Below are 23,342 nucleotides of genomic sequence, written 5' to 3'. Positions count from 1 at the left end.
GTCGCCGGCAGCGATCACATCTTTTTCAAGGGTGCAGCAGTGGGTGGCGGCGGCACCGGTCCTGGGTCATTGAAGCACAGCATGACTTGATCGATGCCAAATTGGTCGGCAAGCACCCGCGCGGTCACCGCGTGCACCAGGTCCAGGTCGACCGAGGGCGCTGCGACAGTGATGGTGGCCGCGATCGCGCGGCCATGCTCTTTGGCGGGGACCAGGCGCAGGTCATCGACCGCCTTCACGCCGGGGTCGGTAAACATCGCCGCACGCACCTGTTCCAGGTTGATCTCGTTCATGGTGTCGAAGACTCCAAGGCACTGCCACCGGCGCGGGGAGCTCGGTCGCGATGCAGCCAACGATAGAGCACTGGCAGAACCAGCAAGGTCAATGCAGTGGATGAGACGATGCCGCCGATGACCACGGTGGCCAGCGGCCGCTGCACCTCCGAGCCGGCACCGATATTCAAGGCCATGGGCAGGAAGCCCAGCGAAGCCACCAGGGCGGTCATCAGCACCGGGCGCAGGCGGCCAAGGGCGCCGTCACGGACAGCGTCGTCCAGCGGATCGCCCTGTTCGCGCAGGCGGCGGATGAAGGCGATCATGACCAGTCCGTTGAGTACGGCCACGCCCGACAGCGCGATGAAGCCGACGCCGGCGGAGATCGACAGCGGAATCCCGCGTAGGGCCAGCGCCAGCACACCACCGGTCAGCGCCAGTGGAACGCCACTGAACACGATGGCCGCATCCTTGGCCGAGCCGAAGGCCATGAACAGCAGGGCGAAGATCAACGCCAGTGTCACTGGAACGACCACGCCGAGGCGTTGGGTGGCCGAGATCAGCTGCTCGAAGGTGCCACCGTAGTCGATCCAGTAGCCCTCCGGGAGCCTCACATCCTGGCCGATGCGCGTGCGCAAGTCGCCGACGAACCCGCCCAGATCGCGCTCGCGCACGTTGGCAGTGATCACCACCCGCCGCTTGCCGTTCTCGCGGTTGATCTGATTGGGTCCGCGCTCCACCTGGATCTTCGCCACTTCCCGCAGCGGCACCGTACGAGGCCCACCATTGGCGCCGGTGGCCAGGCGGCTGGACTCATCGACACTGGTGCTTGCCGGCAGTGGAATGGGCAGATCTGCCAGCACAGCCGGGTCTTGGCGCTGCGATTCGGGCAGGCGCACCACCAGATCGAAGCGGCGATCGCCTTCAATCAACTGACCGGCGACACTGCCCCCGATGGCGGTGGCGACCGTTTCCTGCACGTCGCCCGGATTCAGGCCGTACCGTGCCAATGCCGCCGGATCTGGCGTGATGGTGAGCAATGGCAGGCCGGAGACCTGCTCGGCCTTGACGTCCTCGGCGCCGGGGACGCTGCGCATGACGCGCTCCACCCGGCTGGCCAGACGGGTCAGCTGGTCCAGGTTGTCACCGTAGACCTTGACTGCAACATCAGAGCGGACGCCGGAGATCAACTCGTTGGTGCGCATCTGGATGGGCTGGGTGAACTCGTAGTTGCTGCCCGGAATTTCCTTGGCCGCCGCCTCCAGCTCTTCCACCAACTCGGCCTTGGGCTTGCGCGGATCGGGCCACTGGTCGCGGGGTTTGAGCATCAGGAAAGTGTCGGCCATCGACGGCGGCATAGGATCGGTGGCCACCTCGGCGGTGCCGATCTTGGAGAAGATGTTGGCCACCTCCGGGAACTGGGCCAAGCGCTTCTCCAGCGTTTCCTGCATAGCCACCGACTGCTCCAGGCTGGTGCCGGGAATACGCATGGGCTGCAAGGTGATGTCGCCTTCATCCAGGCTCGGTACGAACTCCGAGCCCAGGCGAGTGGCCAGCACGCCACAGCCCACCACCAGCACGGCCGCGCCTGTCAGCACCACGACCCGCCGGCGCAGCGCCCAATCCAATAGCGGCGTGTAGCGGGCGCGCGACCAGCGCATCAGACGGTTGTCGTGCTCAGCCACGCGGCCGCGCAGGAAGGTGGCGATCGCTGCCGGCACAAAGGTCAGCGACAACACCATGGCACCGGTCAGGGCCAGCACCACCGTGATCGCCATCGGGTGGAACATTTTTCCTTCCACCCCGGACAGCGCGAAGATCGGCAGGTAGACCGCCGCGATGATGCCCAGGCCAAACAGGCTGGGACGGATCACCTCGGCGGTGGCCGAGGCGGTCAGGTCATAGCGCTCTTCATCGTTGAGCTGGCGGCCCAGTGCGTGCTGCGCCTCCCCGAACCGACGCAGGCAGTTCTCGATGATGATCACCGCCCCGTCCACGATCAGGCCGAAGTCCAGCGCGCCCAGGCTCATCAGGTTGCCCGACACGCCGCCACGGACCATGCCGATGATGGTGAACAGCATCGCCAGCGGAATCACTGCGGCGGTGATCAGCGAAGCGCGCACATTGCCCAGCAGCAGGAAAAGCACCACCACGACCAGCAGCGCGCCCTCGATCAGGTTCTTGGACACGGTATTGATGGTGCGGTCCACCAGCGCGGTGCGGTCATACACGGCCTTGGCATGCACGCCCGGGGGCAAGCTGGCGTTGGCGGCGTCCAGCTTGGCCGCAGCCGCTTGGGAGACCTCCCGGCTGTTGGCGCCGAACAGCATGAAAGCGGTACCGACCACGACCTCATGGCCGTTCTGGGTGGCCGCGCCCGTGCGCAGCTCCTTGCCTTCGCCGACGCTTGCGACATCGCGCACCCGGATGGGCACGCCATCGCGCCGGTCCAGCACGATGTTGCCGATCGCCTCCAGATTGGCCAGCTGGCCGGGCACGCGCACCAGGAACTGCTGGCCGTTGCGTTCGATGTAGCCGGCGCCGATGTTCTGGTTATTGCGCATGACCGCGGCGACCACGTCGTTCAACGTGAATCCCAGCGCCACCAGCTGGGCCGGGTCGGGGGTGATGTGGATCTGCCGCTCAAAGCCGCCGATGGTGTTGACCTCGGTGACGCCAGCGGTAGTGCGCAGCTGCGGCCGGATCACCCAGTCCTGCAGGGTGCGCAGGTCCGTGGCCGTGTACGGCGTGCCGTCGGGCTTGCGAGCGTTGGGCTCGGCCTCCACGGTATACATGAAGATCTCGCCCAGGCCGGTGGAGATGGGCCCCATTTCCGGGTCCAATCCTTCCGGCAGCTGGGAAGCGATTTGCTGCAGGCGCTCGGCGACCTGCTGGCGGGCGAAGTACAGGTCGGTGCCGTCCTTGAAGACGACGGTGACCTGCGAAAGCCCGTAGCGCGACAGCGAGCGGCTGTAGTCCAGTTTGGGCAGGCCGGCCATGGCCGTTTCGATGGCGAAGGTCACCCGTTGCTCGGCCTCCAGCGGCGAGTAACCCGGGGCTTGGGTGTTGATCTGGACCTGGACGTTGGTGATGTCCGGCGTGGCGTCGATGGAGAGGTGGCGGTAGCTCCACACGCCCAGCGCAACCAGCGCAGCGGTGAGCACCAGCGTCAGCCAGCGATGGCGAATGGACAGCCCAATGAGGCGTTCGAGCATGGCGGGCCTCAATGGTCTTCTTCGACGGTGGATTTTTCGATGTCGGCCTTGATCAGGAAGCTCTGGGCCACTACCACCTGTTCACCGGCCTTGAGGCCTTCCAGCACTTCGGCGCGTTCGGCGTCGCGGCGCCCCAGCTTGACCGGCCGGGTGTGGTAGGTCTCGCCCTGCTGCACGTAAACCACGTCCTGGTCTTCTGCGGTCTGCAGCGCAGTGATCGGTACCACCAGCGCCGCCGATTGGCGATCCACGGTGACCCGCGCCTTGACCGCCGAACCCGGCCGCCACAGACCATCGGTGTTGGCCACGGTGGCGCGCGCGATGGTGCTTTGGCTGGCGGTGGCAGTGCCGGGCAGGACGCGCTCCAAGGTGGTTTGCGCCGTCACTCCATCGCTCAAGCGGGTGACCGTCACCGGCACGCCGGCACCGATGTGCTGGGCGTCGGCGCCGAAGATGTGCAGGTCCACCCACAAGGTGGATAGGTCGGCGACCTCGAACAGCGGCGCGCCCTCAGCCGCCGCCATGCCCACGGCGGCCGTGCGCGCCATCACCACGCCACTGATTGGCGCAGTGACGGTGTAGCTGGTCAGGCTCAGATTGCTCTCTACCGTGGCCAGTGCCTGGCCGGCCCGCACCTGATCACCCACGCCCGCTCGCACGGAGCGGACCGGCCCGGGGAAGCGTGCAGTGACCTGCGCGATGCGCCCGTCAATCGGGGTCAGCAGCCCTTGTACCTCATGCTCATCAGCAATCTCACCTGGACCCGCCGGCGCGACCTGGATACCTGCCGCCTGCGCAGCTTTGGCCGCGATCTTGGTCTCCAGCGGCGCTTCCTCGTGCTCGCCGTGTTCTTCGCCCTCAGCGGCGGCGCCGCCCTCGGAGGCTTCGTTGGGGGCGGACGCATTGCAGGCAGTTAGCAACAGGGCCATGCCCAGTGCGGTCCAGGAAAAACGGCTCATGGGCTATCTCCAAATGAAGCGGCCGCCGGCGGCGTTACAAGCGCCTGGCCGGTCAGTCGTTGAATTTCGATCAGGGCGCGTTGCGCATCCAAGGCTACGTCCAGCTGCTGCTGGGCCATGGCCGTGCCGTCGGACTGCAGCTGTGCCCATTCCAGGTAGCTGATCGCGCCGGCGCGATAGGCGCGCTCGGCAGCCTGCTCGGCCCGGGCCAGCTTCGGCAGTACGTCGCCTTGCAGCCGCGCCACCTCGGCCTGCGCCACGGTATAGCGGCCATGGGCCTCGACCAGCGTGGAGTACAGCGACAGGCCCTTGGCCTCACGCTCGATCGTCAGGACCTCCAGCTCGGCTTCGCCGGCGTGAATCTCCGGCTGTGCACGGCTGCGGCTGCCCAGCGGCATGGACAGGCTGGCCACCAGCGCGGTGTCATCGGACTCCTGCAGGCGGCGCACACCGAGCTGCCAGGACAGGTCCGGCGCGGCCGCCGAACGCGCCAGCTGCAGTCGTGCCTGCGCGATCCGACGGGCGTCGGCAAACTGCGCCAGTTCCGGAGTCCGCTCCAGCTCCTCGGCCAGCGTCTGCATGGATGCGATCGCCGGCAAGACCATGGGATCGGCCGCGGCGACCTCGAAGCTGGGAGCACGTTCGCCCCACAGTGCGGCCAGATGCTGACGAGCGGCGATTCGCTGCTGCTCGGCCCGACCACGGGTCAGCTCGGCCCGCGCCAGCGCTGCCTGCGCGGTGAGCACCACCGATTCGGGCGAAGCACCGGCCTGCAGGCGCTGCCGGGCGGCCGCCACGGTCCGCTGGCGCTGGCCGACATCCACGTCCGCCAGCCGGCGCTGACGGTCGGCGCCAACGACGGCCAGATAGCGCTGCGCCGTCTCGGCGAGCAGATCCAGCCGACCGGTCTCCCGCTGCACGGCCAGCGCATCGATCCGGCTCTGGGCCAGGGTACGACGCGCGTCGAGCTTGCCGCCGCGCTCCAGGACCGAACTCAGGCTCAAGGTCAGCTCGGCGCTGTCCAGACCACGGGCCGCGCCCGTGCCTAAGGCATTTTCGACCTCGGCACCGACCGTCCACGGTGGGCGTTGAACGGCCTGATCGCGCTCGGCAGCGAGCACTGTGGCCCGCGCATCGACCAGGCGCAGCTCGGGATGGGTTTGGGCCACACGCGCGAACGCGTCGTCCAAGGTCATCAAGTCGGCAGCCGCCGCCGGCGTCGTCACCGCGCCGCCCAACAGCAGCCATGCGGCTATAGCCGCCAATCGCACATGCATGGAAGTACTCCGAAGGTTCTCGATATCGACATGGCGCCGGCGCATGCCGGCCGACCTCACCCTGCGATCGGCGGTCGGAATGGCGCGATCAGGTGCGCGGGCGGATACCGGGGCGTATCGGCGTCCAGCTCGTGCAAGTACCGACCGATGTCCGCCACGGCCAGTAGGATCTCAGGGGCCGGCACGGCTTGGCCGCAACACAGCACCAGCTGCTGAAGCCGATGCAGGGCGACGTCTACGCCACGCTCGGCAGCTGGTGGCGCCACTGCCGGGCCACGGTCGGCAGCGGCCAGATGGGTCTGGGCATGCAGCTCGCCGACCAGTGCCAGCACCGGCTGCGCCACCAGGCCCACGGCCAAGTGCGCCAGCAGGAGCCAGCGCAGGCCAGAACCCAGCCGGCCAAGCCTGGTCATGCAGCCGTCTTGCGCGCGTCGGCACGTGCCCGGCGGGCATCACCCAAGATCTCGAAGGCTTCCTTGATCACATACAGGCCGATCAGGGCGCCGATCACGAAATCTGGGTACGGGCTGGCCAGCCACCACACCAGGAGGCCGGCCAGGATTACGCCAACATTGGCGACCACATCAGCCCGGGTGAACAGCCAGGTCGCCCGCAGATGCACCTCGCCGGACTTCAGCGGCGCCAGCATGCGCAGTACCGTCACGTTTACCACCAGCGACAGCAGGGCGGTGCCAATCATCCAGCCGCTGACCGGCTCGGCACCGAACATTACGCGGCGGCCGACCTCGACCAACACGCCCACACCCAGCACAAGCAGCACGCTGCCGCTGACCCACGCGGCATTGGCCTTGAAGCGCGCCGTGCGCCCGATAGCGACCAAGCCAATGGCATAGGCGGTGGCATCGGACAGCATGTCCAGAGCGTCGGCCAGTAGGCCAGTGGAATGAGCAACCCAGCCGGCGATGCCGCCGATCACGGCCATCGCCGCGTTCAACGCTAGGGCGATCCAGAGGACGCGCCGCTCCTGCGCATTCTTGGCCTCGTGGTGGCAGCCGCAATCACTCATCGGAACATCTCCATTCGCAGGGAAGCCGGGCCCGGGCGGGCCGCTGGCATGACACAGCCGGTGAGGGTAAAGTCCGTAGCTACTACGGAGTCAAGCGTACTACGAATGAAAATCAGTGAGGCTGCCGACGCCAGTGGATGCCACCTTGAGACGATCCGCTATTACGAGCGGATCGGCCTGCTGCCGCGCCCGGGGCGCACGGGGAACGGTTACCGGGTCTATGGACCGGCCGATATCGAGCGGCTGCGCTTCATTGCGCGTGGCCGGGACCTGGGCTTCAGCCTGGAAGAGGTCCGCAGCCTGCTGCAGTTGGCCGGCGATGAGGAGCTTTCGTGCGGGGACGTGGATCGGCTGGCCCGCAGCCATCTGACCGACGTGCGGGCGCGCATGGCTGACCTTCAGCGCATGGCCAGCGAGCTGGAACGGGTGATTGCCAGTTGCCACGGCGGTCAGCGGGCAGAATGCACCATCCTGTCAACGCTGCGACAGCCGGCCTCGGTGGAGGCCACGCGCCAGTGACCGAACTGGACCGCTACCTCGATGCGGCCACGCGCCAGAACACGGTGCGCAGCTATGCGTCGGCGCTGCGGCACTTTGAGGTTGAGTGGCAAGGCCACCTCCCAGCCACACCTGACAGCGTGGCGCGGTACCTGGCCGCCTATGCGCAGACCTTGGCCACCAGCACCCTTCGCCACCGGCTGGCCGCCATTGCCTCCTGGCACCGCGACCACGGCTTTGTCGACCCGACCCGGTCGCCGCTGGTGCGCAAGGTGCTCAAAGGCATCCAGACCCTGCACCCGGGCCAGGTCAAGCAAGCCGCGCCGCTCCAGATTCGGCGGCTGGTCGAACTCGATGACTGGTTGGCTGCAGCGATCGCTGCGGCACAGGCGCGGGGCGACGGAGCGGCGGCGCTGCGTCACCAACGGGACCGAGCGTTGGTGCTGCTCGGATTCTGGCGTGGCTTCCGCGGCGATGAACTGCTGCGTCTGGACGTGGCCCATCTCACTCTGGTGCCGGGACAGGGGATGACCTGCTTCCTGCCGCGCAGCAAGGGCGATCGGCAGGCGGCCGGCGTCACCTACAAGGTGCCGGCGTTGTCGCGATTGTGTCCGGTGGATGCGACCCAGGTGTGGCTGCAGGCGGCCGAACTGCAAGAAGGGCCGGTATTTCGGGCGGTCAGCCAATGGGGCCAGGTGAGCGCCGAAGGCCTGCATCCCAACAGCTTGGTGCGCCTGCTGCGTGAGTTGCTGGCCAGTGCTGGTTTTGCCGATGCTGGGCTCCACAGCAGCCATTCGCTGCGCCGCGGCTTTGCCAGCTGGGCCAACGACCAAGGCTGGGACATGAAAGCGCTGATGGAGTACGTGGGCTGGCGCGATGTGCAGTCGGCCATGCGTTACCTGGACGGGCGTGACCCGTTCGCCCGGGATCGCATTGAAGCGAGCCTGCCCAGCCCAACCTCGCCAGCTCCGACGATGGCGCTGCCGGCGCCCGAGGGAAAATCTGCCCTGCAGCTGCGCCTGCGCATGGTGCTGACCCCGTTTGCCCGCGCCGGCCGCGGCGCGGCCAAGGCCCGGGGGCGAATCGAAGAGATCTGCTTGGCCCCGTTCCAGGCTGTGCGGCTGAACACCGCCAGCAGCGAGTACCGGTTGACAGCTCCCACCGATCCCGACCGGGATCTGGATGAAATCCTGGCCACGTTGCTCGATGACATGCACCGCATGGCCGATACGCACCAGTGTTTCCTGGAAGCGTCTCTCAATACAGGCGATGGCCGGCACTGGGATTGATCCCCTCATAACCTTCGGATCCAATGGCTACCCTTCACGAGACCGCCTACCCGCGACTGAAGCCTGATCCCACCGCCAAGGAACTGGAGGAGATCTACACCCCGACCGCCGCTGAGATTGCATTCGCCAAGCAGCTCACCACCAAGCCGGGACCGCAGCTGGCGGTACTGATTCATCTCAAGCTCTTCCAGCGCCTGGGTTACTTCACGGTGTTGGCCGAAGTGCCCGAGCGGATCCGGAAGCACATCGCCAAGGCCGCCCGACTCGGGCGCGTATTGGACACCGACCAGCTCGAACGCTACGACGCCTCCGGCAGCCAGCGCCGGCATATGCCGCAGCTTCGGAAGTTCATTGGGGTACGTCCCTTGGACAAATCAGGCTTGGCCTGGCTGGACACGGTGGCCACCGGAGCAGCCCAGACCAAGCACACCATCCCGGACATCGTGAACGTCCTGCTCGAAGAGCTGGTGCACCACCGCTACGAACTGCCAGGCTTCCGCACCCTGGAGCTGGCCGCCATTGGCGCGCGTGAACGAGTCAATCTGGGGTACTACCGCAGCATCAGTCACGCGCTGACGCCCGCAACGCGCACGCTCATTGACGAATTGCTGCGCGCACCGGAAGGCTCCAGATTTACTGGCTGGCACTCACTCAAGCGCGAGCCTGGCCGGCCGACCAACAAGGAAGTTCGTTTTTATCTGCAGCACATCCGCATGCTGCAGCAGCTGGCCGACCAGCTGCCTCCCATCGATGTGCCGGTGCCCAAGCTCAAGCAATTCCGTGCAATGGCTCGGGCCTATGACGCCAGCGAGCTGGCCGAATTGGCTCCGGACAAGCGCTATGCGCTGGCCACCATCTTCATTCGCGCCCAGCATGCCAAGACGCTGGATGACGCCGCCGAGCTGTTCATCAAGCAGGTGCGCGGGCTGGAGAACACGGCCCAGCAGAAGCTGCTGGCCTACCAGCTCGAACATGCCAAGCGGGCCGACTTCCTCATCGGCCAGCTCAAGGAAATCCTGCAGGCCTATCAGCTCGACGGCAGCGATAGTCAGCGCGTGGATGCCATCGACAACAGCCTGGAAGCGGAAGTATCGACCTTGCTGGCCGAATGCGAAGAACATATGGCCTATGCAGGGAAAAACTACCTGCCTTTCATGCTGCAGCCCTACGGCGCGGTCAGGCCGCTGCTGTTCAATGGGCTGGAGCTGATGAATCTACGGGCAACCAGCCACGACGCCGGCATGGAGCCGTTGATCGCGGCCGTGCTGTCACTGCGCAACCAACGGCGCGAGCTGATCGAGGTTGCTTCCCTCGGCCTGGACCCGGAGAAGGATTTTGACTGGATGTCCAAGCTATGGCGTCAGCACGTGTTCGGCAAGCGCGCCAGCGCAGCTGGCGCCGGCTGGATGCACCGGAAATATTTTGAGCTGGCCGTCCTGGTGCAGGTTAAAGACGAGCTGAAGTCCGGAGATCTCTTCATTCCCAGCAGCGAACGGTTTGATGACTACCGCGAGCAGTTGGTCGATGAAGCCACCTTGGCCCAGGAGCTGGAAGCCTATGGCCAGGTGTCAGGCCTGCCCACCGACGCCGAGTCGTTCGTGGCAGGGTTGCGCGCACAATTGACCTCCCTGGCCGACGACGTCGACGCGCGTTTCCCGGAGAACGTGCATGCGGACATCCTGGAGGGGCGCCTGGTGCTGCGGAAGGGGCAACGCGCCGAAGTCTCCAGCGCGATTACCACCGTGGATCGCCTCATCGCCGAACGGCTTCCAGAATCCAGCATCGTCGATGTCCTAATCGATGCTAGTCAATGGCTGGATCTGCACCGGTTTTTCCGCCCGATCGCCGGCACCGAGAGCCAGGTTGAAGATCTGCCCCGACGTGTGATCACCACGCTATTTTGCTATGGCTGCAACCTGGGGCCGACGCAGACGGCGCGGTCGATCAAGGGCTTCAGCCGGCGCCAGGTTGCTTGGCTGAACCTGAAATACGTGACCGAGGATGTGCTTGAGAAGGCCATCGTGGAGGTTATCAATACCTACAACAAATTCGACCTGCCGGGCTATTGGGGCAGCGGGAAGAGCGCCTCCGCAGATGGCACCAAATGGAGCGTCTACGAGGACAACCTGTTGTCGGAGTACCACATCCGCTACGGCGGCTACGGCGGCATTGGCTACTACCACGTGTCCGACAAATACGTGGCACTGTTCAGCCACTTCATTCCCTGTGGCGTGCACGAGGGCATCTACATCCTCGACGGCCTGCTGGCCAACACTTCCGACATCCAGCCTGAGATCGTCCATGGCGACACGCAGGCCCAAAGCTACCCGGTCTTCGGTTTGGCCCACATGCTGGGCATCCAGCTGATGCCCAGGATACGAAACATCAAGGATCTGACATTCTTCCGGCCCGAACCTGGCAGAACCTATAAGAACATCCAGGCACTGTTCGGAGACAGCATCGACTGGCAACTGATCGCGACCCATCTCCACGACATGCTACGGGTGGTGATCTCAATCCGTTTGGGGAAGATCACCGCGTCCTCGATCCTGCGCCGGCTGGGCACCTACAGCCGGAAGAACAAGCTGTACTTCGCCTTCCGGGAACTTGGCAAGGCCGTCCGAACGCTGTTCTTGCTGCGCTACATCGACGACAACGAGATTCGGAAAACGATCCATGCTGCGACTAACAAGAGCGAGGAGTACAACGGCTTCGTAAAATGGGTGTTCTTTGGCAGCCAGGGGATCATTGCTGAGAACGTCCAACACGAGCAGCGCAAGATCATCAAGTACAGCCAGCTGGTCGCCAACATGATCATCCTCCACAACGTGGAGGGCATGAGCCGGACCTTGGCTGAGATGCGGAAGGAGGGGATTGAACTGACGCCCGAGATCCTGGCCGGCCTGTCGCCGTATCGAACCAGCCACATCAATCGCTTCGGCGACTACCACCTCGACCTTGATAGGGAAGTGGCGCCACTGAGCTATACAGCGAAAGTCCTTGAACAGGCCCCATAGACGGGGACATCCGCCACCGGGACAAGGCATTTATCATTGCGTTTCAACCGCTTAGGTGGTTTGTGGCCCGGTACGTAACGATTCCCTGCCGACCCTCGCGTACGGCCGGGTCCAGCACGTAATCGCCGAATCGATACTGGATAAGGCGCATCAGCCTGGCCTGCCACTCGCACTTCTGGGGATCCCCATCCTACGACACGCGCGCCCCGTCGTGCTCAGCGGACACGCATATGAAATGCGAACACGCGACGCTCGCTGCTACCCAGTTCCTGCCCGCATTCGAACAGCAGCTCGCCCTGCCCTGCTGCAAGCGCACGAAAGCGCCAGGCATGGGCGCCGGCTACCCGGGCCGGCTCCTGCTCCAGATCGAGCAGCGACGACGGCGTGGCACGCAACCAGCAGCGGTAGCCGCTGGCTGAATGGGCGGGAAGGCGCACTTCGACCCTCTGACCGGTCAGCACCTGCACCGGCCGACCGTCATCGTCGCGATTCAGTACAAGCACCGGCGGCGTCGCCGCCGCCGGTGCTGCACCCGGGCCATCCTGCCCGTCCCCGCCCTTGCACCCCACCAACGCCCAGGCCAGCAGCGCTGGTAATGCGCAACGCTTCAAATCAGTTCACCTTCACCAGAAGACGCGAACCGGTGGTTTCCTGAGTGGCGCTCACGGCCAGGTAGTAGCGGCCCTGCGCCGGGTTGACCACGGTGATGGCCTGGTTCACGCCCGGCCGCGCTGAAGCGCCAGCGTTCTGATTCGGCAGCGGATCCATTTCGTAACCGGCCAGCAGCTGCAGTTCGCCACGGCCACCGTAGGTGGTGATTTCAAGCTTGGTCTTGCCCGGCGCCACATCGATCACATACAGGTCGCGCTGGCCGGCGCTCATCGCCGGCAGCAGCATGGCGGTGCCCGGGCTGGTCGGGATGCCGTCGATCGGCTGGCCGAACGTACGCGCACGTGCCACCGCTGCGGCGGCGTCGAGCAGGCCGGCGCCATTGGGCTGGGTCTGCTTGACCGGGAACGCGCGCGAGGTGGCCTTCAACAGCCCTTCCACCTGCGAAGGCGTCAGCGGCTGCGGTGCCACGCTCTGCATCAGCGCGACCACGCCGACCACATGCGGGGTCGCCATCGAGGTGCCGGTGTAGCCCGCATAGATGTCGCTACCCGGCACGGTGGTGCCGTTGTTGAGGGTGGACCAGATGTACCCGTTCGGGCTGCCTTCGGTGCCGGCGCCGCCGGGCGCGGCCAGGTCGATGCCGGGACCGTAGTTGGAGTAGCTGGCGCGCTGGCCGGAATAGCCGGTCGCGCCGACCGTCACCACGTTCGCGCAGCTGGCCGGGGAATGACCGGTCACCGGCGCGTTGTCATTGCCGGCGGCGACCACCACCACCGTGCCCAGGCTGATCGCGGTGTTGATGGCGGCCTGGGTGTCGGCGTCGCACTCGTGAACACCGCCAAGGCTCATGTTGATCACTTCGGCCGGCGTGGTGTTGTCCGGCACGCCGTCGATATGGCCGCCCGCGGCCCAGACGATGGCGTCGTTGATGTCGGAGGTGTAGCCACCGCAGCGGCCGAGCACGCGCATCGGCAGCACTTTGGCGTTGTAGGCGATGCCTGCGCCGCCCACGCCATTGTTGGTGACTTCGGCGATGGTGCCGGCCACGTGGGTGCCGTGCCAGCTGCTGTTGCTGGCCGGTGCACCGGCGCCGCATTCGTTGGCGGCGCTGTAGTCGCCGATGTCCCAGCCACCGGGTACGCGGGTGTCATCGGCACGGTGCGAGACGAACGCGTCGGAGATGAAGTCGTAACCCGGCAGCAGGTTGGCTTCCAGGTCGGCATGGTGGGTGGCACCGGTGTCGATCACCGCCACCACCACACCGGCGCCGGTTGCGCCCGACTCCCACGCGGTGGTGACGCGCGCGCCGCCGGCACCGGTGCCGTAGTGCCACATCTGGTGGCTGCTCAGCACCGGGTCGTTGGGCACGGCCGCCGCGTGCATCAGGCGGTCTACGCGCACCGATTCGACGTTGGGCTGGGCCGCGATGGCACGCATCAGGGTCTCGGCCTGGCTGCGGTCCAATCGCTGCGAAGCGCGTACCACGTGCTGGCCGCCGTAGGTGGCGCGCAGGGTTTTCACATGCAGTGCGGAAGTGCCCTGCAGCGCGGCGATACGCGCGCCCAGCTGCGGGCGCGCACTGCTGGCGGCGGCATCCAGCGAGCGCTGGCGTGCGGCAGGCTGGGTGCGCTCGGCGGTACCCGCCTTGTAGGTGACGATGAAGCGCGGCGACAGCGTGGCGTCGTTGATCGAAGAAAGATCGACGGTGCCGGCAAACGCCGGGGCGCAGGCGCTGGCCACCAGCAGGCTCAGAACGGAACGACGGAAGTTCATGGTTGGATTCCTGGAATGCGGTTGCTGGAAGGAGGAATTACAGATCGACACCGAAGCCGACGCCGGCCGAGCGGTCGTCGCTGCTGAAGGCACCACCGATGCTCATCGAGACGCGCTCGCTCAGCGCCTTGGAATAGCCGACCGAGAGCGCGCTTTCGCCGTTCTGCCAGCCCACGCCGGCGGCCACGCGACCGCGCGGGCTGCGCGAGTTGGCGGCGTTGATCGCCATGTTCATCATCGCGCTGCCCATCGCACCCTGGCGGTCCAGGCGCTTGTCCTGGGCGTTGAGGCGCGCGTTGACGTCGTTGCGCAGCAGGTCGAAGCTGTCGTTCAGGCCCTGCAGGCGCGAATCCGCATACGCGTTGGCGCGGGTCAGGGTCTGGGTGGCGGTGTTGTCGGTGTAGGTGTTGGCCGAGGCCAGCGTGGCGGCGTCGGCGTCCTGCATCTGGCCGACGTTTGCCGCGTCATTGGCATCGGTGCCGGCGGCGACCTGCGTGATGCGACGCTGCTGGCTGGCGTTGCCGACCGACACGGTATTGGCCTGGTCGGCCACCGCGCCCTGCCCCAGTGCAACCGCGCCGCTGGCGCTGGCATGGCTGTCCGCGCCGAGGGCGACGGCATTGTCAGCACTGGCATCGACCGTGGCATTGCTGCCCACCGCGACGCTGTTGGCGGCACCCACATGCGCACCGCTGCCCACGGCGGTGTCGTTCGTATCCTTGGCGTTGGAACCGCCTCCGACGGCCAGGCCGTCACCACTGCCCATCGGCACGTCCGAAGCGACCGGTGTCGGCCCTGCCGGTGCGGCTTCCAGCACGGCCACGCGGTTCTGCAGCCCGCTGAAGGCGGCATCGATCGCGCTGAAGGTGGTGCCCGCGTTGGTGTACGCCGCGCCCTGGAAGCCGAAGCTGGGGGCGCTGATGCCGGTGGCATTCACCGCCGCGCCGCCGCCGAGTGCGGTCGCCACGGTATCAAGCTGCGAGCCGATGGTGCCGCCCACGTCGGCGACCACCGCGTCGAGCTGGCGCTTGTTCACCGCGTCGGTGGCATCCACGCCGTTGTCCACGTTGACCACGCGGCGCTCGGCACCGGCGCTGCCGACCGAGACCACGTTGTCCTGGTCGGCGCTGGAATTCATGCCGATCGCAATGCTGTTCAGGCCGTACACCGTGGCGCCACTGCCGACGGCCACGCCGCCGGCGGTTTCTACCACCGCGTAGCTGCCAATAGACACTGCGTCGTCACCACCGGCATAGCTGTTGTAGCCGCTGGCGATGGCGAAGTTGCCGGTCGCAAATGCATTGGTGCCGCTGGCGAGCGACGATTCGCCGGATGCATAGGCGTAGGTGCCGATAGCCGTGGCAGTATCGCCACTGGCGGTGCTGCCTTCGCCCAGCGCAGCACTGCCTGCGCCCTGCGCCTGCGCCGCAGCGCCCAGCGCGGTGCTGCCCAGTCCACTGGCCTGCGCGGCGGTGCCCATGGCCAGCGCAGAGTCTTCACTGGCCTGCGCGCCGGTACCGAACGCGATGGCATTGCTGGTTTCACCACTCACGCCCGGCGCGGTCTTCGAATCTACGCCGAAGGCGATGTTGGCAGTGCCGGTGTAGCCGTCGGCATACGCGTTTTCACCGATGGCGATATTGCGGTGCCAGGTGGCAATGGCCTGGTCGCCCAGCGCGATGCTGGCCACGCCGTAGGCCACGGTCTGGGTGCCGATGGCGATGGCGTCGGCGTCGGCAGCCGTTGCTTCTCGGCCCACGGCAACGCTGGAACGGCCTGCGGCTTGGGCGAAGAAGCCGCCGGCGAACGAGCCGGAGACTACGGTCGGGTCAACGCTGTCGTAGTTGCGGATGACGCTGGTCGGCCCCGGGTTCTCGGTGTCGCGGTCACCGGTGCTCGCAGCTGGGCCCAGAGCAGTACTGTAGTTGCCGAAGGAATAGGTGCCGCTACCGAAAGCAGCGCTTCCCAGGCTGGTCGCGTAGGCCTTGCCGTAGGCGTTGGTCAGGTTGCCCGGGCCGCGCGGCGCGGCGCCAAACGCCTGCGCCCAATCGAGCCAGCCGCCCACGGCCACCGAGCCAGTGCCCAATGCGAAGGAGCTGTAGCCCATCGCCGTGGCGTAGGGGCTGTAGGAGATCGACGAGTAGCCGACGGCGGTGCCGTTGGTGCGGATCGACTGCGCGCCGGCGCCGATGATGGTGGAGTTCTGGTCTGGCAGCCAGTTCGGGCTGTAGGACGTGTACAGCACGTCGCCGGCCGTGCCCGCGCCCGCTCCAATCACCACGTTGTTGTTGCCCCGGGAGGTGGCACCGTTGCCTATGGCGATGGAATTGACCGCCGATTCCGCTGTCGTGAGCTGGGCAAAGCTGCCGGCCCAGTTGCTGCTGAACGTCGTCTGGTTGCCCTTGATGCCGGTGACAGTAGCGCCATTGCCCAAGGCGATGGAGCCATTGCCGTTGACCGTGGCGTTGTTGCCGACGGCCACCGAATTCTGCGCAGGCGTTTCGGTCAGGGTCTCGAGCTTGGTGATGACGCCGTTGGAATCCTGGCTAACGGTCAAGGCGCCGTTGATCGAGCGCACCTGGGTGCCGGTGCCCATGGCGATGTTGTTGCTGCCGTTGGCGGTGGCACCCGTGCCGACAGCGATGGCGTTCACGCTGCTGCCGTTGGGCGTGGTGGTCAACTTGCTGCTGGACTGCTGCTGTGGGCTGCCCTGGGTGTAGAGGGTAGTGTTGGTGGTTGTCGACCCGGCATGCACGGCCCCGGCCTGGTTGCCGATGGCCACGCTGCCGTCGGTGGCGGTGACCGCACGCACGCCTATGGCGGTGCTGTTGTTGCCCAATGCCTGGGCGGCGGCGCCCACGGCGGTGGCGTTACTGCCGCTGCCCCAGGTCACTTCGTTGGGGTCCACCGCGCCATCGCCGTCGAGGTCCACCCAGCTGCCCACGGCGGTGCTGCCCTTGCCGCTGGCGTTGGCGTCGGTGCCGCAGGCCAGGGACTGGTCGCCGGTGGCAGTGCTGTCGACAGGCAGGACCACGCCATTGGCGTCGACCAGCTGGCAGTTCACGCCGGCGGCGTAGGCCGGCAGGGTGAGGACTGAAAGAAGGGCGGCAGTCAGCGCTTTGCGATGCAGGGTGCAGTTGGTCGGAAGCATGAGCGTGCTCTGGGTTGGAAGACCCTAGAACGCCGCATCCCCGCCGGAAACGCATGACGCTGCCGTGACATTGGCCACAAACGTGGTGTCATCGGTGTGACATAGATGACATTGTTGTGAAATCGGAGCGAATCCGGCACGCCGATGGCCGTGACGCGTCACGCTTATCAGGCTTCGTCTTCGTCCAGCAGCTGTGCCACGTAGTTCGCAGCGTGCTCCATCACCGCATCGAAGTCGGCACCTTCCGGAATGTTGGGCTGCAGGAACTTTCGTTCGCCCAGCGCAAGCAGGAACACGAATGCCGGCTTGCCCTCGGGCTGCCAGGCGGTGACCCGGTAGGCGGCGCCACGGTAACTTCCGTCCAGGGTGGCGCTGGCCACCGGCGCGCTGGGCGGCTGTCCGCCGGGCGGTTCGTTGCCGTCACCCGTGCCCTCGCCTTCCAGCGGGCTGCCGGATTCGGTCGCGTAGCGCACTGCGCGCGTGGTGGGATACCGGCTGTACCGCCGGGACCCAAGATCGGAGATGCCACACAAGGCACCCGGCTGTGGTTCGGCCGAGGACGCCATCGACGCATACAACACCCGGTTCGAAGCTACCCTGGCCATTGCCCTGCCCCATACGGATCATCTGGACAAAGTCTGGGCCGATGGGGCGCGTCCGCGCATCAGTAAAGCTACCTAGTCACACGCGATGCACGCAGGGCGTCCACGCGGGCTTAATGGGGTGCGGACAACCCTGTGCCTGACCCGGCATGCACGCCGGCAAGGGGTGAGCCATGCTTCCTGCTTCGATCAGGCGTATCGCCGTTCAACTGTTCGACAACGGCGTTCTGCGCCTGATATTCGAGAACACCCGCAACATGGCGGTCTCCACGCTGATCACCGCGGCCGGCCTGGAGGTGGTGCGGGACGGACCGGGGGAGCTGGACCTGGTGAATCCGACGCTGGTGGGGTATGTGGTGGCGGCGATCGGGGGGTCGTTGCTGCTGCTGAACCTGCTGGATGGCTTGTGGCGGTTGAGCCGGATGAAGTCGCATTTGGTGCTGCAGGTGCTGTTGTGTGCGGCTTACGCGTTTATTTTCTGGCGGGTGGTTCTGCTGGTGCTGAACTTCAAGGCGGGGGGTGGGATGGGGATGGGGAATTGACTGCGTGGGGATCGTTGTTCCGTGGGACACGCGTGGCGTGTCGCTACGCGTGTTCGGCCGGCATTGTCAGCGGTCTTCCTTGTAGATTTTTCCGTCCTTCATGATTACGTTGAAATTTGCGTCCGGGTTGGTGATGACCGCTATGTCCGCCAACGGGTCACCGTTGACGAGCAGCAGGTCGGCCAGGGCGCCCTCTTCCACCACGCCCAGGCGGCCGACGTAGGGGCTGCGCTTGCCGGACAGCGCCAGCAGCTGGGCGTTGGTGCCGGTGGCCATGATCAGGGTCTCGGCCGGGGTGTACCAGCGGGTCAGGCTGGCCAGGATGCGGTTCTGCTGGCCGGCCAGCGCGCTGGAGAACAGCACGTCGGTACCGAACGCGGTCTTGAGCTTGTACTTGATCGCGAAGCGGTAGGTCTGGTCAGTGCCGGCAAACACTTCCTGCGCCTTCAACCATTGTTCCGAACCCCGCGGGAATGCATTCGCCAGCTCCTCCGGTAGCGGTTGGGTGCTGAGCCAGGTGCCGGTGTCACGGATGCGCCTTGCGGTGGCGTCGTCCATCAGGCTGCCGTGTTCGATGCACTTCACGCCGGCGCGGATGGCCCGCTGGATCGCTTCGGGGGTGTAGGCATGCACGGCGGCGTAGGTCCCCCAGTCACTCGCGGCTTCCACGGCGGCGCGGACCTCCGGCTCGGTAAAGGTGACCACGTCCAGCGGGCTGTGTGGTGAGGACACCCCGCCACCGGCAGTCAGCTTGATCTGGCTGGCGCCGCGCATCAGCTGCTCGCGCACGCGCACACGCAGTTCGTCGGGGGAATCGGCAATGGCACTGTCGCCCAGTACGTCATGGCGCGAGCCGGGCGCGCCCAGCGTACGCGGCAGGTCGGAGGCCTGGCGGAAATCACCATGGCCGCTGGTCACGGTGATCATCGCGCCGGACGGGAAGATGCGCGGCCCTTCCACATGCCCGGAATCCACCGCCGCCTTCAGGCCCCACACCGCTCCGCCGACGTCACGCACGGTGGTGAAGCCGCGCATCAGCGTCTTGCGCGACTCGGCGCCCGCCACGATGTTGATGTAGCCGTTGTCGGCGGTCATCAGCGTCTGGATCGGAATGCCGGCGAACATGCTGTGCCAGTGCGCGTCGATCAACCCCGGCATCAGCGTGCGACCCCGGCCATCGATGACGCGCGCGCCGGCCGCGTCGATGGCGCCGGTGGAAATCCGGGTGATGGTATTGCCCTGCACCAGCACGTTGCTCGGACCGGAGAGGCGGGCGTGGGTGCCGTCGAAGATGCGCACGTTGGTGAACAGTACCGCTGGAGACGGCGCAGCCGCAGGCTCCGCCAGCGCGCCACCCGGATCCTGCTGGATCACGGAATGCGCGGAGGTACCTGTGGCCAGCACCATCGACAGCGCGATGCCCAGGATGCAGAAAGACAGACGGTGCAACATGGCACTACTCCCCCGTAGCGGTGGTGAGTTGGGTATAGGAGCGGTTGCGTTACTGCGATGTGCAGCGTGCACCGTTCTGCGGGATTTACTGGTCGCAATTTCACCAACGGCTAACGGTGGCCGGGAGGTAATTGCGTGGTCCACCCTGGAGCGACCGTGATGACCGTCCTCTCCCGCCTTGGCAAGGATCCCGGCTCCATCGGCATGGCCATGAAATCGAGCTGGCCGCGCCTGCTCATCGTTGGCATCCTGCTGCTGGCGCTGGGTGCGTTCGGCATCTACGCCTCGTCCTTCATGGTGCGCACCATGACCGTGCTGATCGCCGGCCTGTTGGTGATTGCCGGTGCGCTGCAGCTCACCGAAGCCTTCCTGCTGCACGGCCTGCCCAGTTTCGCGATGACCATCGCACTGGGCGCGGCACAGATCATCGGCGGCATCGCTATCTACACCCACCCCGAGTGGGCTGCCTATGCGGTAGCCACCACGGTGGCCGCGGTACTGGTGGTGCAGGCGATCGCCCAGATCAGCCTTGCATTCCGCTTCAAGCCCGGCGGCAAGCGCTGGATATCGTTGGTCTCCGGTCTGGTCGCGTTGGTGGCAGCCGTGGTCTGCGTGAGCGGCGTCGCCTGGGCCGGGCGTGCATCCGCCTCGTGGGGCGTGGGCCTGGCGCTGGTCGCCATGGGCGCGGCCTACATCGCCATCGCCCTGTTGTTCCGCCAGGACCGCGACCCCGGCTAGTTCCGGACCCTGCATCAGAAGGCGCCTTCCAGGTACGTGTAGATGTAGTTGGAGCCACCGTCGACGGTACCCAGCATCTGCGCCGAACCGAAGATGCCGGAGCGGTGCGAGACGCCGAAGCCGAAGTACAGCTCGTGCCAGCGCTCGCTGCCGAAGATGTCGCCCAGGCTCACGTCGATGCTCGGATCCAGGTAGTTCAGCACCTTGGAGGTATTGCGCTCGCGCTGTGCCTGCGCCTGCACCTCCGCATACGGCACGCGCTCGGCATAGGACACGCCGAAGCCGAAGCCGATCCGGGTCTTGACCCGGTGCGACCATGGGAACCCGTAGTAGAAGCCCTTCATGTACGCGTCGATCTGCCAGGCGTCGGGCTGGTGGCCGCGTTCGTTGTGGCGCAGGATGCCCACATAGCCCACCAGGTCCAGCGGCCAGCCGTTGAGCCCGGACACGAACGGCCTTCCCACGTGCACGCCCCAGATGTCGGTGGGGTCGTCATCGTTGAGGCTGACGCAGCTGAAGGTCATGATCTTGACCAGATGGCAGCCATCGGCAGAGTCGCGGCCGTAGAACACCTTTATGTAAGTCGGGGTGTGGTCGTCGTCCCAGCGGACCTGGCCATTGCCGAAGTCGTAGGCCGCACCGACCATGCCACCCCATTCGAGGTTGCTGTCCACCAGCGGGCTGTTGCGCACCTCGCTGGAGTAGCGCTTGGCGTACACGCCACCGAGCAGACTCCAGTTTTCCAGGATGCGGTAACGGCCGTACAGTCCGGCGACCACGTCCACGCCACTGCCCGCCGAGTAGGCGCTGCGCTCGGGCGTGACTTCGTAGTCCTCCACGCCGAAGTAATAGTCGTTGAGCTTGGAACTGCGCCAGTTCAGGCTGATCACCGGCTGCAGGGCCCAGCGGTCCCCGCGCCAGGTGTGGCCATAGGCGGCGCGGATCTCGGTGCCGTTGGAGTTGTTGGAAAGGTCCTGGCGCACACTGAGATCCAGCGCATGGTCGTTGTGCTTGAAGTAGTAGCGCGCCCCGATGTCTGCTTCGCTGTTGCGGGTTTCCATACCTTCCAGGATCTCCGGGGTTTCGTCTTCCGGATACCCTTCCAACCGGCGCTCGACGAACAGTTCTAATCCCTGGTTTTCCTGCGTGGCAAAGCGGACGCCGGCCGCGTTGGAGCGCAGGAAGAAGCGCTCGCCCTCGTACAGATACAGCGGCATCAGGTCGACACGGTCATCGGCCCCCTTGTACGGCGACGATTCGATGCGGCTGAGGAAGCCCAGCCCGGCCGCGCCGGGTTCTTCCAGGATGGTGCCGAGCATGGCGTCCTGCGCGGCCAGCGGCGCGGACGCGGCCAGTGCGGCGGCCAGCAACGCAGGCCGCCAGCAGCGGGCATTGTGGAGGTATCGGGTTCGGGCAGACATGTGGCCTCCTACTTCACGAAGTCGTACTTCAGCGCGGTCTGCAGTCGGAACACATCACCACTCTCACCACTCTGCTCCTGCAGCTTTCCGTACAGCAGTTCGGCGCCCCAGCTCCAGCTGGGCGCGGGCTGCCAGACGATGTTGGCGGCGGCGTAGTCGCTGCGCCGGAACACGCTCGGGTCGAGCAGGTCTTCGCGCTCCAGGTACAGCCGGCTGTAGGTCAGCGTGGAGCGCCAGCGCTGCGACCAGTGGTGGGTGTAACCGACCCAGCCGCCGTACTGCTGCAGCAGCTTCAGGTCGCCCTGCGGGTCGACGATGCCGTCCAGGTTCAAGCCGCCAAGGTCGCCAAGGAACGCGGCGATGCCCTCGCCGCCGACCGCACCGAACACCACGTAGTCGCCCCGGTCGCCGCCGCCCCAGGTAGCGCTCAGGGCCAGGCCGCCGGCGGTGGCGCTGTCGCTGCCTTCGTTGCTGTCCCTGGCCGAGTCGTACGCCAGGTAGCGCAGCAGGCCCGACGCCTGCAGGCTACCCCACCCTGCTTCGTGGCGCGCGGCCAGCACCAGGTTGGGTGCGGCGGTGCGCGAGCGCTGGGTCAGGCCATTGAACCGCAGTTCCGGGGCGCGATGTTCGGCAGCGAGGATGATCTGGTTGCCGTTGCCCAGCGGGAAGTACTGGCGGATGCTGGCCAGCCGTGCCGATGGCGAGGCCGGCGGACCGGCGAAGTCCAGCGTGTCCGGGCCGGAGTCCAGGTCCATGAAGGCCGACCAGCCGAAGCCCACGTAGGTATTGCCGAGCTGGCCCCAGGCGTGCCGCAGGCGATAACCGTAACTGCCACCGGAACCGAAGAAATCGTTCTGTACCAGGAAGCGTAGTTGTCCGGCACCGGTTTCGCGCCGACCTTCGATGGTGAAGCGGGTCTGCCGCGCGTGCATGTTGAAGCGCGTGCTGTCTCGGCCACCATCGACCGGGATTTCGGAGGTGATGAACTGGTCGCTGTCGCCGGCATCACCGCTGTCGAACATCGCATCGAGCTTGGCGTACCCGCCCAGCCGCAGCCAGGTGCCGGTACCGGGAATCTGGAAGAAGCCCTCCAGCTCGTCGCCGGGCGGCACTTCGTTGTCGACGCGGGCGCTCGCCTGCTCGTCTTCGTCGAAGGTTTCGCGCGTGGGCAGCGGTGACTCCGGAACCTTGAGCGCTTCGGGCGTGGCAGCGAGCAGTGGCGCAGCCGGTACGCTGGCAACCGGCGCTGCACTCGGTGGCGCAGCAGGCGGTGGCGCTGTGGCCACCGCAGGTGCCGCCGGTGTCGTTCCGGCCTGCCCGGCCTCCAACGCCTGGATGCGCGCGGTCAGCATCTCCACGGTCTGGCGCAGGCGCTGGATCTCCGCGTCCTGACTGGCGTCGCGGGTCTGGGCGGCGGCAGCGCCGGGCAGCAGCACGACGGCCAGGCAGAGCGATCGGGCGGGAATGCGCATGGAAAGCGTACCTCACTGGAGTTGC

General features: G+C 66.3%; 18 protein-coding genes. 5 read left to right on the top strand and 13 right to left on the bottom strand.

From position 1 onward, the window contains the following. Positions 1 to 14: 14 nt before the first annotated feature. Genes HGB51_RS01355 through HGB51_RS01330 form a run of 6 tightly spaced genes read right to left on the bottom strand, consistent with a single transcriptional unit; the run spans position 15 to position 6,750 of the window. Complete coding sequence (locus HGB51_RS01355) at positions 15 to 293, bottom strand: hypothetical protein (RefSeq protein WP_032961123.1); 279 nt, start codon at positions 291 to 293, stop codon at positions 15 to 17. After that, positions 290 to 3,487, bottom strand: a complete 3,198-nt coding sequence (locus HGB51_RS01350) for an efflux RND transporter permease subunit (protein ID WP_070206140.1) — start codon at positions 3,485 to 3,487, stop codon at positions 290 to 292. Before HGB51_RS01350 ends, HGB51_RS01355 begins: the two co-directional genes overlap by 4 nt. Positions 3,488 to 3,495: 8 nt before the next feature. Next, positions 3,496 to 4,446: an efflux RND transporter periplasmic adaptor subunit gene (locus HGB51_RS01345; RefSeq protein WP_084738757.1), complete on the bottom strand. Its 951-nt coding sequence runs from the start codon at positions 4,444 to 4,446 to the stop codon at positions 3,496 to 3,498. Then, on the bottom strand, positions 4,443 to 5,723 hold the full coding sequence (locus tag HGB51_RS01340; RefSeq protein WP_070206139.1) for a TolC family protein: 1,281 nt from the start codon (positions 5,721 to 5,723) through the stop codon (positions 4,443 to 4,445). The genes HGB51_RS01345 and HGB51_RS01340 overlap by 4 nt, the downstream gene beginning before the upstream one ends. Positions 5,724 to 5,779: 56 nt before the next feature. After that, a complete protein-coding gene (locus HGB51_RS01335) occupies positions 5,780 to 6,136 on the bottom strand; it encodes a hypothetical protein (RefSeq protein ID WP_070206138.1) in 357 nt (118 codons plus the stop codon). Beyond that, positions 6,133 to 6,750 (bottom strand): cation efflux transmembrane domain-containing protein, encoded by a 618-nt coding sequence (locus HGB51_RS01330; RefSeq protein ID WP_057681761.1) that lies wholly within the window; start codon positions 6,748 to 6,750, stop codon positions 6,133 to 6,135. Before HGB51_RS01330 ends, HGB51_RS01335 begins: the two co-directional genes overlap by 4 nt. A 105-nt stretch (positions 6,751 to 6,855) precedes the next feature. Between HGB51_RS01330 and HGB51_RS01325 the strand changes: the two genes are divergently transcribed. From HGB51_RS01325 to HGB51_RS01315, 3 genes are read left to right on the top strand one after another with little or no spacing between them, the layout of a single operon-like run. Continuing rightward, a complete protein-coding gene (locus tag HGB51_RS01325) occupies positions 6,856 to 7,269 on the top strand; it encodes a MerR family transcriptional regulator (RefSeq protein WP_070206137.1) in 414 nt (137 codons plus the stop codon). Further along, entirely contained in the window at positions 7,266 to 8,537 is a 1,272-nt protein-coding gene (locus HGB51_RS01320; protein WP_070206136.1) for a site-specific integrase, read from the top strand. Before HGB51_RS01325 ends, HGB51_RS01320 begins: the two co-directional genes overlap by 4 nt. 23 nt (positions 8,538 to 8,560) lie before the next feature. Next, positions 8,561 to 11,554 carry a Tn3 family transposase gene (locus HGB51_RS01315; RefSeq protein ID WP_070206135.1) on the top strand — a complete coding sequence of 998 codons (2,994 nt, stop codon included), beginning with the start codon at positions 8,561 to 8,563 and terminating at the stop codon, positions 11,552 to 11,554. A 215-nt stretch (positions 11,555 to 11,769) separates the two neighbouring features. Here the strand turns inward: HGB51_RS01315 and HGB51_RS01310 are convergent, their stop codons facing one another. The 4 genes from HGB51_RS01310 to HGB51_RS01295 all read right to left on the bottom strand — a co-directional run bounded on the left by HGB51_RS01310 (position 11,770) and on the right by HGB51_RS01295 (position 17,695). Further along, complete coding sequence (locus HGB51_RS01310) at positions 11,770 to 12,165, bottom strand: protease inhibitor I42 family protein (RefSeq protein ID WP_171966707.1); 396 nt, start codon at positions 12,163 to 12,165, stop codon at positions 11,770 to 11,772. A gap of 1 nt (position 12,166) precedes the next feature. After that, complete coding sequence (locus HGB51_RS01305) at positions 12,167 to 13,939, bottom strand: S8 family peptidase (protein WP_070206133.1); 1,773 nt, start codon at positions 13,937 to 13,939, stop codon at positions 12,167 to 12,169. A gap of 37 nt (positions 13,940 to 13,976) precedes the next feature. Continuing rightward, positions 13,977 to 17,090, bottom strand: coding sequence for a YadA family autotransporter adhesin (locus HGB51_RS01300; RefSeq protein WP_070206132.1), 3,114 nt, complete (start codon positions 17,088 to 17,090; stop codon positions 13,977 to 13,979). A 167-nt stretch (positions 17,091 to 17,257) separates the two neighbouring features. Beyond that, positions 17,258 to 17,695 (bottom strand): hypothetical protein, encoded by a 438-nt coding sequence (locus tag HGB51_RS01295; protein ID WP_141738938.1) that lies wholly within the window; start codon positions 17,693 to 17,695, stop codon positions 17,258 to 17,260. A 170-nt stretch (positions 17,696 to 17,865) separates the two neighbouring features. Between HGB51_RS01295 and HGB51_RS01290 the strand changes: the two genes are divergently transcribed. Further along, positions 17,866 to 18,234: a hypothetical protein gene (locus tag HGB51_RS01290; RefSeq protein ID WP_070206130.1), complete on the top strand. Its 369-nt coding sequence runs from the start codon at positions 17,866 to 17,868 to the stop codon at positions 18,232 to 18,234. Between the two features lie 66 nt (positions 18,235 to 18,300). Here the strand turns inward: HGB51_RS01290 and HGB51_RS01285 are convergent, their stop codons facing one another. After that, positions 18,301 to 19,686 (bottom strand): metal-dependent hydrolase family protein, encoded by a 1,386-nt coding sequence (locus tag HGB51_RS01285; protein ID WP_070206129.1) that lies wholly within the window; start codon positions 19,684 to 19,686, stop codon positions 18,301 to 18,303. Between the two features lie 159 nt (positions 19,687 to 19,845). On the opposite strand from HGB51_RS01285, the gene HGB51_RS01280 reads away from it, so the two are divergent. After that, positions 19,846 to 20,424: an HdeD family acid-resistance protein gene (locus tag HGB51_RS01280; RefSeq protein ID WP_070206128.1), complete on the top strand. Its 579-nt coding sequence runs from the start codon at positions 19,846 to 19,848 to the stop codon at positions 20,422 to 20,424. Between the two features lie 14 nt (positions 20,425 to 20,438). Here HGB51_RS01280 and HGB51_RS01275 read toward each other — a convergent pair whose 3' ends face one another. Both HGB51_RS01275 and HGB51_RS01270 read right to left on the bottom strand, forming a co-directional pair. After that, complete coding sequence (locus HGB51_RS01275) at positions 20,439 to 21,845, bottom strand: MipA/OmpV family protein (protein WP_070206127.1); 1,407 nt, start codon at positions 21,843 to 21,845, stop codon at positions 20,439 to 20,441. A gap of 8 nt (positions 21,846 to 21,853) precedes the next feature. Further along, the gene (locus HGB51_RS01270; RefSeq protein ID WP_070206126.1) at positions 21,854 to 23,317 is read right to left on the bottom strand and encodes a DcaP family trimeric outer membrane transporter; all 1,464 of its coding nucleotides are present in this window, start codon (positions 23,315 to 23,317) and stop codon (positions 21,854 to 21,856) included. Positions 23,318 to 23,342: the final 25 nt, after the last annotated feature.

Source organism: Stenotrophomonas bentonitica, assembly GCF_013185915.1.
Taxonomy (GTDB): Bacteria; Pseudomonadota; Gammaproteobacteria; order Xanthomonadales; family Xanthomonadaceae; genus Stenotrophomonas; species Stenotrophomonas bentonitica.
Note: the sequence above shows the minus strand (reverse complement) of the source record. Positions and strands in the feature narration are given on the sequence as shown.